We start from the raw sequence: 12,251 nt of genomic DNA on the forward strand, positions 1-12,251 counted from the left end.
GGCGAATTCTATGCGCGTTTTCTATGCGCGTTCCGGTGCAGAGGGCTCGGGGGCGGCGGCGGTCCGCCCGGCGGGGGCCGTGCCGGCGGTGCCCGTGCGCTGCCACGGCCGGCACAGCCCCGCGAAGCACGCCAGCGCGGCGAGTGCGCAGCCGAGCTGGACGGCGGCCATGGGTACGGCCGTGTGCTCGCCGGCGATGCCGACGAGCGGGGAGGCGACGGCGCCGAGGAGGAAGGTGGAGGTGCCCAGCAGCGCGGAGGCGGAGCCGGCGGCGTTGCGGGAGCGCATGAGGGCCTGGGCGTTGGTGTTGGGCATGGCCAGGCCCATGGCCGACATCAGCACGAACAGGCCGGCGGAGACCGGGGCGAGACCGACGTCGCCGAGCAGGCCGGAGGTCATGACGAGCAGGGCCGCGGACGCCACCGTGATGATCACCAGGCCGATGGCCAGGACCTTGTCCATGGAGACCCGGCCGACCAGCACCTTGCCGTTGAGCTGGCCGACGGCGACCAGGCCGATCGAGTTCACGCCGAAGAGCAGGCTGAAGGTCTGCGGGGAGGCGCCGTAGATGTCCTGGACGACGAAGGGCGAGGCGGAGATGTACGCGAAGAGCGCGGCGAAGGCGAAGCCGCCGGCGAGCATGTAGCCCGTGAAGACGCGGTCGGCGAGCAGGCCGCCCATGGCGCGCAGGGCCGGCCGCAGGCCGCCCGCCTGGCGGCGCGCGGCGGGCAGCGTCTCCTCCAGCCGCCGCCACACGAGGAGGGTGAGCACGATCCCGATGGCGGCGAGGACGACGAAGACCCCGCGCCAGTCGGTCACCCGCAGGATCTGGCCGCCGATGAGCGGTGCGACGACGGGGGCCACGCCGGAGATCAGCATGAGGGTGGAGAAGAAGCGGGCCATGGCCACGCCGTCGTACAGGTCGCGGACGACCGCCCGCGCGATGACGATGCCCGCCGCGCCGGCGAGCCCCTGCAGGAGCCGGAAGGCGACGAGCATGCCGGCGTTGGGGGCGACGGCGCACACGGCGGTGGCCAGGACGTACACCACCATGCCGGCGAGCAGCGGCCGGCGGCGTCCCCACTTGTCGCTCATCGGCCCGACCACCAGCTGGCCGAGCGCCATGCCCATGAGGCAGGCGGTGAGGGTGAGCTGGACGGTGGCCGCGGGGCTGTGCAGGGCGTCGGTGACCTCGGGCAGCGCCGGGAGGTACATGTCCATCGACAGCGGGGGGACGGCGGTGAGGCCGCCGAGGATGAGCGTGACGAGCAGTCCGGTACGGCGGGTGGCGGCTGGGGCTGATGCGGTATCGGAGCTTGTCATGCCGTCCATGGTGTCATGAGCGCGACGGGCGGGCGCCCCTTACGGGGAAAGTGTGATCGAGACGGCACGCGAGCGGAGGGAATAGCTCGGCGCGAGGGGCGGGTTGAGCATGATCATGACGAACACCGAGATCACGGACGTGCTCCGCTACACGGCCTTCTCCTCCGACCCGAACGGCGGCAACCCCGCGGGCGTGGTCCTGGACGCCTCCGCCCTGGACGACACGGCACGGCTGGCGATCGCGGCCGACCTCGGCTACAGCGAGTCGGCCTTCCTGACGGCGCCGCCGGAGGGCCTGGGCGAGCCGGGCCGCGCGTTCACCCTGCGCTTCTTCAGCCCGCTGGCGGAGGTCTCCTTCTGCGGCCACGCGACGGTGGCGACGGCCGTGGCCCTGGCGGAACAGAGGGGCCCGGGCGCGTACGTGTTCGCGACGCCGGCAGGAACGGTGCCGGTGGAGGTCGCCCAGGACGGGGACGGACAGCTGCGCGCGACGCTGACCAGCGTGGAACCGCACGTCGAGGAGGCACCGCAGGAGCTCGTGACCGAGGCCCTGGCGGCCCTGGACTGGCCGGCGACGGACCTGGACCCGGCCTACCCGCCGCGGATCGCGTACGCGGGCGCCCGCCACCTGGTCCTGGCGGCCGGCTCGCGGGAGCGACTGGCGGAGCTGTCCTACGACTTCGACCGCTTGGCAGCCCTGATGCGCGCCCACAACCTGACGACGGTCCAGCTCTTCTGGCGGGAGAACGAGTCGACCTTCCACGTCCGCGACCCCTTCCCGGTCGGCGGCGTGGTGGAGGACCCGGCGACGGGCGCCGCGGCGGCCGCCCTGGGCGCGTACCTGAGGGAGCTCTCCTTCGTCGCCCCGTCCGCCCGCCTCACCCTGCACCAGGGAACGGACATGGGCCGCCCGGGCCTGCTGGAGGTCGAACTGCGCGAGGGCGACCCGCGGGTGCGCGTGACGGGCACGGCGACGCGGATCGCGTGAGGGGGCGGGGGCGCGTCCCGTCGTACGCGCCCCCAACTGCCGTCGGCGGCAGCCCGAATGGTTGATTCCGGGTCTAGCATCCTCCCAAGCGAGGGGCAGTGAACCGGGGGGACAGCACGATGCCGCAGGACGGAGACCCGCACCCACCCATGCCACCGCACCCGCCGGACACCCGCTTCTGGTCGAGGGTGTGGACGTACTGGGTGACGGCCGGCCTGGCGATCGTCCTGGCAGCGGCGATTCCGGCATTCATGCAAGCGGGCCCGTTCGCTCCCGCGCGCCCCCCGGCCCCGAGCCCGAGCCCGACCCCGGTCCTGAGCACGACGACCACCACCCCACCGACGCCACCCTCGCCGACGCCCTCCCCGGTGCGCGTCTCGGCCCGGATCACCAGCATCGTTCCGATGGGCGCGGTGACCCCGACGGTGACGAAGGTGCAGCTCGTCATGACCTGGACGGGCCTGAAGGGCCGCTCGGGCTACGTGAAGTGGTACACGTACAACGACGCCACGAAGATCCGCACGAGCGACGACAGCACCATCAGCACCCCGGCCCTGAACTGGGACAGCACGGACTGGAAGCCCACCTTCATCGTCCCGACACCGCCGGTCCACTGGCAGTTGCAGGTAACGGCCTACGCTCCCGACGGCACCCAACTGACGACGGCACACTCGGCGTTCACGTTCGCCGGGTCGTAGGGCTCTTCAAAAGAAAGATCTCATTAAATTTGCCTGCCAGGAAAACAGATCGCGGGACGTAACAGCGCTCCCAAAAATGACAGTGGGCCCCATCAGATAGCTAGACAGGGCCCACAGGTTAAATCAGCCAGTCAACAAAGTCGAATATCCAGGCAAAGCCGATCAAGCTCTCCTCGATCGCTCTGCGTCGAACACACGGAGCGATTCGGGGTCTCGTTCCTCCAGCCCATAGAAGTGAGCGTCAGAGTGCGCCACTTCACTGTAGCCCCAACGCGCTTCACAGACCAAGTCGCCAGGACCCGAGGAATCAACGCCAATGTCATGGGAAACGAATTCCCAATCAGCAGGGAGACTCGAATCCTCCACCTCGAAGAGCTGGAGCGGCAGCCAGGCAGGCTTTTCATAGTCGTCCGCAACGAGCACCGTAAGGGACCCATTGATCAACGCCATGGCAAAAACATCATACAGCCTGCCGATAGATAGAGTGAACCGAGTTTCCGGCGTGTAGAAAAGCCCACGGCGGTATGGCCCGATCTCCGACCCCTTATTGGCAACACATTTGACGATCACTATTCCTCCGGAATCGGATCCGACTTAAATTTATAGTCGTCCACCTCGCCAGTGCGCGTGTTGCGAACGTAGTGAATCTCGACGCCGTTTACATTCTGCGACATCTTCACCCAACCATCTTTGTAACTCCAGGTCGGGTCGGTCATACGCACAGGGATCTGACGACCAGCTGCAGGGTTGGCCATAGCCTCGTCCATGGCCAATTTTTCCTTGAGCGATACCGCGGTGGTGCGACCAGTGGACTTTCGTCCCAAGGGTACCGGGCAGGACGAATTATGTACGAGAACTGACGTGCTGCCCGCGAGCACATAGTACGTGTGAAGGTCGTTGACGGTGAGGTTGTAGGCGGGGGAGCGTCCGGTCCAGTGGCGGACGCTCCCTATCTGCGCCCTACCACCATCAGGGGTGCGGAGGCTGTCCTGCGGGGTGAGGTCGGCCGCATCCTTCCACTGCTTGTCGGTCTCTGACCAGAACGGGTGATGGTCCGTAGTAGTGAGAGAACCGCCTCCGTTTTGGTGAGCGATAGTGATTTCGGTGAAATCGCGGTCTTCCGGGGTGTAGATAGTCGCGTCGACGCGACGTGGCCCGGTGACCCCGCTCTGCGGATCGGTGGCCAGGACCTCATCACCGAGCTCAACCTGTTCGATGGCGCGCGTGGTCCCGTCCCCCATCAGGACAGGAGTGCCGGCCGGGAAGCTGTTGCAACCAGGGGATTTCTTGGCCCATCGCGTTCCCTTGGCTATTTCCTCAAGATCCTGCAGCTTCTTGAGCTTTGCGAGCTTGCCCATCGGAATCACACCGGCGGCGGCCATAGCGCAGCCGCCGAAGGTGGGCTCCTTGATGCACCTTTCGATGTCGGCGCCGCCGGAAAGCTCCCAAGCGACCGTGCCAACGATCTTAGCGAGCTCAGGGTCAGGCGTCGCGAAGATGACCTCCGTGTCCTTATCCCGTCCCATCAGGCACGGCGGCACGGTGTCCCGGTTATAAGGAACGACGCAGGTTTTCTTCTTCTTTGCCGCCTCAGCCTGCTTCTTTAGCTCTTCCTCGGCCAGACGCTTGGCTTCGGCGATCTCCGCTTCCCGCTTGCGCTTGACCTCGTCCCATGCTTCGCCCGCGGCCTTCTCAGCCTGGTCCTTGCTCTTGCCGGCCGCGATTGCAGAGGCACGCGCCTGTTCAGCGGCGTCGTCCGCCCTTGCGGCGGACTCACGTGCGTAGCTGGCGGAGAACTCGGCCTGCGCGGCGGAGGCCTCGGCGTCGGCGGCGTCGCGGTCGGCGGCGGCCGCGGCGTTGCGCGCCGTTGCAGCGGACTGACTCGCCTGGGCAGAACTCGCCGCTGCAGCGTCGGCGGACTTCTTGGCATCGGCCGCGTAACCCTTGGCCACTTCCGCTGACTTCTTGGCCTCACCCGCGGCAACGGCCGCTTCGTTCTTGGCCGCATTGGCATTCGCTGCGGCTTCAGCGGCACGCCAGCGGTTCACCTGAGCGTTGGTGGCGATAATCTGGCCTTCAGCCAGCAGCCGATCGATCTCGGCGCGGTGGTGAGCGGTGAGGCCGTCCTTACGGGCGGCCGTGTACTGACCGACCACAATGAACTCATGCAGCTTGGCCGGGGGGCCGGCCAGGGCTGCTTTGGCAGCGGCCTTGAGCTCTTCACCACTGTCCTTGCTGCCGGCAAGCTGAGCAGCGATAACCTCTTCGTCCGTGATCCGGGCGGGGTACTGGCCAACCTCAAGGAAGGTCGCCAGCGCCTTACCCGTGCCGTTGGCCAGAGCCGCCTTAGAGGCATCCTTGACGCTGACACCACCAGAGTTATTGACCTTTGCGACAGCGACAGCGAGGTCGTCCTCACCAACGACGTACTGGCCAGTGGTATAGAACGCCGTAACCTGCTCCGGAGTGCCCTTGAGCGCCTCGGCGGCACCTTGCCGGATCGACGGGTAGGGGCTGTTCACGCTGAGCTGAACAACCTTGTCCCGCGTCTCTTCCAGCCCCGCCTTCTTCCAACCGCTGCGCAGATACTCCAGCACATCGGCATCCGAACCACCCAGAGCGATCACTGCCGCCTGCTGATGCCAAGGCCCACGCAACTTTAGAGCGTCGAGGGCCAGCTTGCGGCCCTTAGCGGCAACGGCCGCGGCATCTATGCCCGGCTTGGCCGCCTCAGCGGCCAACGACTCAGCGGTGGCATCGAGAGCACGTGCATCGCGGGCGACGGTCGCTGATGCCGAGATCAGCTTGTCGTCCCGATCCTTCGCCGAACGCGCCCGCTCCAGGGCTGCTGTAGCGCGGGAGGCGAGTTCCTGAGTCTCGACGTCGAGAGCGACTTGGTGGACATTTTTCGCGGTGTTGACGGCAGTCGTTGCGGCCTCGGCAGCGAGCTTCGCCGCCTCGGCCCACTTGCGGGCATTGTCAGCTGCTTGCGCGCTCTGACCGGCATACTTTACCGCCAAGTCAGCAGCGTCAGCAGCCTTGTCCGCGTGATCAGCAGCAGAATTTGCCGCCTCACGAGCCGCATAGGCCTGCTGTGCAGCACGCCGCGCCAAGGCAGTCGCATTCTCCGCAGCCTGATTGGCAGCATTAGCGAAACGCCGGGCCTCGGCTGCGGCTTCACGTGCCTCAGCGGAGTAGACACCGGCGGCCTCGGCATACTGATTGGCTTCTTCGGCGGAGGCCGCAGCAGCGTTCGCATTTGCGCCGGCACTACGGGATGCGTCTGCGGCAATACCGGCGGCCTCGGATGCCTTGCCCGCTTGCTGAGCGGCAGCAGCGGAACTGCGAGCCAGCGACGCTGCATTGCGAGCCGCAACCGCGGACTGCTTTGCTGTTTCGGCCTTGCTCGCATCACCAGCCGCGGCTATCGCCGCGTTGTAGGCATCATCGGCCGCATTCGCTGCCGCAGCTGCGGCATTCGCGGTCTGGGCCGCAGCGATGGCAGCCGTCCGGGCGGCCCGGTTGGCAGCATTGGCCGCGCCGATGGCCTCCTGAGCGGCAGCGGCCGCGGCACGCGCGGACGCCGCAGCCTGCTGAGCCTTGTACGCGGCCCGGTTCGCGTCCTTTCGGGCGGCCTCGGTCTCCCGGGCAGCCTTCGCAGCAGCTTCCTTGGCCTGGTTCGAGGCCGCAACCGCACGCGCGGATGCCTCCTCGGACTTCTTCGTCGCCGCCTCTGCCTGCAGCCCGGCCTGCTTGGCCTGCTCCGTAAGCTGCGCAATCGTTGCGTGTTCCTGGTCACGGTTGCGGGCAACATACTGCCCGACCTCCAGAAACTCGGCGACATCGTCCGCACTGCCCTGCAACGCGGCCTTGCCGGCAGCCTTCATATTCGGGCCACCAGAATTGATCAGCTTGGCAACCTCGACCTCATTGTCGGTCTCCCGCGCCTCATACTGACCAGACTCGAGAAACTTCGTGACAGCATCAGGGCCGGACTGAAGCGCGGTCTTACCGGCCTCCTTTACGGCCGGGCCGCCGAAATTAATGACACGCGAGGCCTCGACCTCGCGGTCCTCCTGCAGCGGCTTCTCCCAGCCGCTCCTCAGGTATAGGCGCAGTTCCTTCGGAGTGCCCTGCAGCGCCTTCTTCGTCGCCTCACGAACTGCCGTGCCACCGGTATTAAAGATCCGGCTCGCATCGACATAATCGTCGTCATACTGAATCGCATTGGCATCGCCGAGGAATTTTCGTATGTCCTCGTCAGAGCCTAGTAGCGCCCGCTCGGCCGCTTCCCGGATGCCCGGACCGCCAGATTGCCAAATCGAAACAGCCAAGGCTCGATCACTGAAAACTCTGGGGTCGTCGTCAGCAGATGCGGGCGTTGCCCCTATCAGGCCCACCATCATCGCCATCGGCAGCACAACGCCGCCGATCCCTCTACAGGTAATGCCCGTCGCATGGGCCAGCTTTCCGGAACTCCATCTACCGGAAAGGAGTGTTCGCCGTTTCACTCGGCAAGTTCCCCCTCATCGAAGTGTCACCCCTCTGCGCACCGGCGATGGGCCAGCCGCGGATCGGCGCTCCCGGCATCCCCCTGCCGGTGGTACGCCAGTCATCGACCAGCATTCAAGCAAGACCAACTCGCAGCACAGCGCCCCAACTCACTGGCACCAAGGGGTTGAGAAGCGGACGTGATCTTACATGTGCTTTACTTCTGACACTTATGGGCGTCTCTCAGCGACTGCCCCTCATGTCCTGATACGGAGCAGAAATGACGATATCTCGTGCCCGTAAGGCACTCCTCACCGGCGTCATCGGCTCGGTCACGGCCCTGGCTGCCGTCACCACCCTGAACGTCGCCTACGCCGCCCCCCAGCCCCCGACCACCGCCACGGACACGGACACGGACATGCCGTCCGCTGTCGAGGACTTCGCCTACCCCAACGCCGCCAAGATCCAGCAGGAGCAGCAGATCCTCCTCAAGCGCGGTGACGGCAACATCACCCTCGCCGCTTGTGATGGCACCAACGCCATCGAGGTCAAGTCCCGCAGCGGCCAGAAGAAGTACTGCTTCAACGTCCGCGGTACCAAGGGCTGGGTCACCCTGGAGCTCAAGGACTCCTTCGGCATGTGGACCAAGGAGCACCCGGTCCAGGCCACCATCAACACGGGCGGCAAGGAGACGGTCGTCAACGCCCCCGCCAACGACTTCCAGGCCCTCGGCGAAGCCGGCGACGTCAGCCAGCGCTCCATGCTCGTCGAGCTGCGCGTCACCAGCTGACCGCAAGCTATTGCGGCCATGCGGCCGCTATAGCCCTACTCCCGGAGACCAGGACTGACCACCCGTCTCCGGCGTTCTGAGATCAACCCCGAGGGGGAGAACCATGTCTCTCATACGTTCACGCACCGCGTGGACAAGAGGAATCGTCGCGTCCGGCGCTGCTGCCGCGGCCCTTCTGTCCATGACGCCGGCTCAGGCCGTCGAAGGCGCGCCCGCCAAGGACTCGTTCCAGTTCACGGCCAAGCTCGACATCGGCAGCGGCGACACCGCCCGTAGCTGCTCGGCCGCTCTTGTCGAGCAGCAGTGGCTCATCACCGCGGCCAGCTGCTTCGCCGACAACCCCGCGCAGGGCTTCAAGATTCCTGCTGGCGAGCCGAAGCTCAAGACCACCGCGACCATCGGCCGCACCGACCTGACGCGCGACAACGGCACCGTCGTCGACGTGGTCCAGCTGGTGCCGCGCGAGGACCGCGATCTGGTCCTGGCCAAGCTGGCCAAGCCGGTGTCCGGCGTCACGCCCGTAGCGCTGACCAACAGTGCGCCGATGCAGGGCGAGGAGCTGCGCGTCGCCGGCTACGGCCGTACCAAGGGCGAATGGGTACCCAACGTCCTGCGCTCGTCGTCCTTCACCGTGAACTCGGTCGCGCCCCAGTCGATGGGCCTCGCCGGCAAGGACGCCGACGCCGTGGTCTGCAAGGGCGACACCGGTGGTCCTGCCTTCCGTGACATCGCCGGCAGGCAGGAGCTCGTCGGCGTCAACAGTCGTTCCTGGCAGGGTGGCTGCGTCGGCACCGACCCGGCCGAGACGCGCAAGGGCGCCATCGACACCCGCGTCGACGACCTGGCCGGCTGGATTTCGACGACCACGTCCCGCGTTCCGTTCGACCAGACCATCGTGGCTGCTGGTGATTACGACGGCGACGGCACGACCGACCTGTTCACCGTGAACACAGCACGGGACCTCTCCGTGTGGCCCGGTCGCAAGAGCGGCCTGTGGGGCACGCCCCGCGTTCTGACCGGCGGCTGGAACTTCAACGAGACGGTCAGCGCCGACTTCAACGGCGACGGCGTGAGCGACCTCGTGGCCAGCGACGCGAGCAAGAACCTGTACATGTGGCCCGGTCGTAAGAGCGGCGTCTACGACTCCCGCAAGCCGCTCAGCACCAACAACTGGGCCTTTACCCAGATGGTGACCGGTGACTTCACCGGTGACGGCAAGGCCGACATCATCGCCGTCGACGCCGACAAGACGCTGTGGCTGTGGCCCGGCGAGGGCCGCGGAACGTTCGCCGACCGGCGTGCGCTCAGCACCAAGAACTGGAACTTCACCCAGACCGTGGCGGCCGACTTCACGGGTGACGGCATTGCCGATCTCATCGCCCGCGACGACAAGGCCAACCTCCTCCTGTGGACGGGTGCCAAGAACGCCGACTTCAGCCGGGCCCGGACCCTGACCGGTGGCTGGAACTTCGTCCAGACGACCGCGGGCGAGTTCACCGGTGACGGCAAGACCGACATCATCGCCAAGGACGAGAAGACCGGCTCCTCCTACATGTGGTTGTGGAACGGCCGCGGTGACGGCAACTTCTCGAGCCGCGTCAAGATTGCCGACGGCTCGTAGGAATCGCCACCATCCGAAGGGGGCGTCGGGGCCTGTGCGCCGCGCCCCCTTCCGGCTGCTCGCTCTATCGTCTTTCCCTCAGTCGAAGGAGACAGCACGCATGGCACGCTCCGACACCTCTCACGGCATCCGCCGATGGTCCCGGTGGAGACCCGGAGCCGGCGCCGTCGCCTCGGTGTCCGTCCTTGCGGCCCTGACCACCACGCTGGCCGCCTCCCCCGCCCAAGCCGCACCCGCCGCGCCCGCCGCCGCCCCCGTCTGGACAAGGACGTGGGGTACGGCCATGACCATCGCCGCTCCCGCCGAGTGGCCGGCGCCGCCCGGTAAGGAGAAGTCCGACCGGCGGGGCTCCCAGGTGCGGGGGCGGCAGACGCTGCGGATGGTCGTGCACACCAGCACCGCCGGCACTGCCACTCGCATCCACCTCGTCAACACCTTCAGTACCGCGCCCGTCACCATCGGACATGCCACCGTCGCCAACAGGGACGAGAACGGTTCGGCCACCGGCACACCCGTCACCCTCACCTTCGGCGGCAAGCAGAGCACCGTGCTCCCGCCCGGCGGCAGCGTCGACAGCGATCCGGCCGCGTTCTCCGTCAAGGCGGACGAGGACCTCCTGGTGAGCATCCACCTGCCCGACCCGGTGGCGATGGCGCCCTTCCACCCGTACACGCTGACCAGGTCGTACACGACGGCGCCCGGCGACACGGCGGACCACAGCGCCGAGACCGGCGACGAGAACTTCCGGACCGATTTCCCCTATTGGGCCTTTCTCAGCGGCGTCGACGTCATGTCCGTCAACAGCGGCGGCACCACCGTTCTCCTCGGCGATTCGCAGACCGACGGCGGGCACACCACGGACAACGCCAATCGCCGCTGGGGCGACGACTACGCGCGCGCCCTGCAGGCGCGGGAGCGGCCCATGGGCGTGGTCAACGCCGGCATATCCGGCGGCTTCCTGCTGTCCGATCACCCCGACTACGGGCAGAGCGCCATCGGCCGTTTCGACCGGGACGTACTGGAGCAGCCCAACGTCAAGTCAGTGATCCTCTACCAGGGCATCAACGACATCGTCTACGGCAACGCCTCCGCCCCGGACATCGTCGGTGGCATCCGCCGGCTCGCCTCCCGTGCGCGCAGTGCGGGCATCACGTTCACAGCGGCCACCATTCCGCCCTTCCGGGGGTACGGGCGGTACGACGCCCGCATGGAACAGGTCCGCCAGGACGTCAACGAGTACATCCGCCGTACCGGCGACATCGACGCGTACGTGGATTTCGACGGGGCATCCCGGGATCCGCTCGACCCGAGCCGGCTCTTCGCCGCCTACTACAACCGCGGCGACGACCGGCTCCACTTCGGTGACAACGGCAGCCAGGCGCTTTCCGATTCCGTCGCCCAGCCGCCCGTACCCTCGCGCGTCACCGCGCGCTTCGACCAGACGACCGTCGCGGACTTCACCGGCGACGGCATTCCCGATGCCATCGCGCGCGGGAAGAACGAGACGAACGCCCCCTTGTACTTCTGGTCCGGCAATTCCGACGTCGACGACAGGAGCAAGGGGGACGGCACCTTCGGTCAGGTCAGGAAGCAGACCGACGGCTGGAACTTCACCCAGACCACGGCCGCCGACTTCACCGGGGACGGGAAGGCCGACATCGTCGCCAAGGGCGACGACAACGTCCTCTACCTCTGGGCCGGCGGCGGCAACGGCGACTTCAGCCGCAAGAGGAAGCTGCTGGGCAACTTCGCGTACACCGAGGTGGTGGCCGCGGATTTCACCGGTGACGGCCATGCCGACCTCGTCGCGCGCGACGCGGGCGGCGACCTCCACCTGTGGACGGGCGACGGAAAGGGCGGTTTCAGCCGGGAAGTCCGGCTCACCGGTGGCTGGAACTTCACCCAGACCACGGCCGGAGATTTCACCGGTGACGGCAAATCTGATCTCATCGCCAAGGATCAGGCGAATGACCTGTATCTGTGGACCGGTGGGGGCAACGGTGACTTCAGCCGCAAACGGAAGCTGCTGAGCGACTGGAACTACTCACAGACCTCGGCCGTCCCCTTCCGTACAGGCGGCATCGCCCACCTCATGGCACGCAGCGACGCGACCGGGGTGCTCCACGAGTGGCTCGGCCTGGGTGGCGGCTCCTTCAGCGGACGGCTGCGCCTCGCGGACAGCTGGTAACAGGGTGCCCGGATGACGGCGGTTTCTGCGGATGGGTGATCATTCTGTGAGGCATTGAGATCAACCCACCTGGCACCTGGTCATCCGAACACCTTCAGCCACTAGGAGACACAGCACCGATGGCACGCCACGGCAGCGCGCGCCGCAGATCC

General features: G+C 67.0%; 7 protein-coding genes. 5 read left to right on the forward strand and 2 right to left on the reverse strand.

Annotated elements, in window-relative coordinates; translation table 11 throughout:
* Positions 1-21: 21 nt before the first annotated feature.
* Positions 22-1,323 carry a multidrug effflux MFS transporter gene (locus tag ABD361_RS10675; protein WP_344434709.1) on the reverse strand — a complete coding sequence of 434 codons (1,302 nt, stop codon included), beginning with the start codon at positions 1,321-1,323 and terminating at the stop codon, positions 22-24.
* Positions 1,324-1,432: 109 nt separating this feature from the next.
* Here ABD361_RS10675 and ABD361_RS10680 point away from each other — a divergent pair, with 109 nt between their 5' ends.
* Positions 1,433-2,311 carry a PhzF family phenazine biosynthesis protein gene (locus tag ABD361_RS10680; protein WP_344434710.1) on the forward strand — a complete coding sequence of 293 codons (879 nt, stop codon included), beginning with the start codon at positions 1,433-1,435 and terminating at the stop codon, positions 2,309-2,311.
* A 149-nt stretch (positions 2,312-2,460) separates the two neighbouring features.
* A complete protein-coding gene (locus tag ABD361_RS10685) occupies positions 2,461-3,009 on the forward strand; it encodes a hypothetical protein (RefSeq protein WP_344434711.1) in 549 nt (182 codons plus the stop codon).
* 569 nt (positions 3,010-3,578) lie between these two features.
* On the opposite strand, the gene ABD361_RS10690 is transcribed toward ABD361_RS10685, so the two are convergent.
* A complete protein-coding gene (locus tag ABD361_RS10690; protein WP_344434712.1) occupies positions 3,579-7,421 on the reverse strand; it encodes a polymorphic toxin-type HINT domain-containing protein in 3,843 nt (1,280 codons plus the stop codon).
* A 359-nt stretch (positions 7,422-7,780) separates the two neighbouring features.
* Between ABD361_RS10690 and ABD361_RS10695 the strand changes: the two genes are divergently transcribed.
* The 3 genes from ABD361_RS10695 to ABD361_RS10705 all read left to right on the forward strand — a co-directional run bounded on the left by ABD361_RS10695 (position 7,781) and on the right by ABD361_RS10705 (position 12,099).
* A complete protein-coding gene (locus ABD361_RS10695) occupies positions 7,781-8,290 on the forward strand; it encodes a hypothetical protein (RefSeq protein ID WP_344434713.1) in 510 nt (169 codons plus the stop codon).
* A 181-nt stretch (positions 8,291-8,471) separates the two neighbouring features.
* A complete protein-coding gene (locus tag ABD361_RS10700; protein ID WP_344434714.1) occupies positions 8,472-9,911 on the forward strand; it encodes an FG-GAP-like repeat-containing protein in 1,440 nt (479 codons plus the stop codon).
* 100 nt (positions 9,912-10,011) lie between these two features.
* Positions 10,012-12,099, forward strand: a complete 2,088-nt coding sequence (locus tag ABD361_RS10705) for an FG-GAP-like repeat-containing protein (protein WP_344434715.1) — start codon at positions 10,012-10,014, stop codon at positions 12,097-12,099.
* Positions 12,100-12,251: the final 152 nt, after the last annotated feature.

The sequence above is a fragment of the Streptomyces luteosporeus genome, from assembly GCF_039532865.1.
GTDB classification, from domain to species: Bacteria; Actinomycetota; Actinomycetes; order Streptomycetales; family Streptomycetaceae; genus Streptomyces; species Streptomyces luteosporeus.

Coding starts and splice junctions, on each gene's coding strand:
- ABD361_RS10675 (WP_344434709.1), bottom strand. CDS start 1,323: ATGACAAGCTCCGATACCGCATCAGCCCCAGCCGCCACCCGCCGTACC.
- ABD361_RS10680 (WP_344434710.1), top strand. CDS start 1,433: ATGATCATGACGAACACCGAGATCACGGACGTGCTCCGCTACACGGCC.
- ABD361_RS10685 (WP_344434711.1), top strand. CDS start 2,461: ATGCCACCGCACCCGCCGGACACCCGCTTCTGGTCGAGGGTGTGGACG.
- ABD361_RS10690 (WP_344434712.1), bottom strand. CDS start 7,421: ATGGCGATGATGGTGGGCCTGATAGGGGCAACGCCCGCATCTGCTGAC.
- ABD361_RS10695 (WP_344434713.1), top strand. CDS start 7,781: ATGACGATATCTCGTGCCCGTAAGGCACTCCTCACCGGCGTCATCGGC.
- ABD361_RS10700 (WP_344434714.1), top strand. CDS start 8,472: ATGACGCCGGCTCAGGCCGTCGAAGGCGCGCCCGCCAAGGACTCGTTC.
- ABD361_RS10705 (WP_344434715.1), top strand. CDS start 10,012: ATGGCACGCTCCGACACCTCTCACGGCATCCGCCGATGGTCCCGGTGG.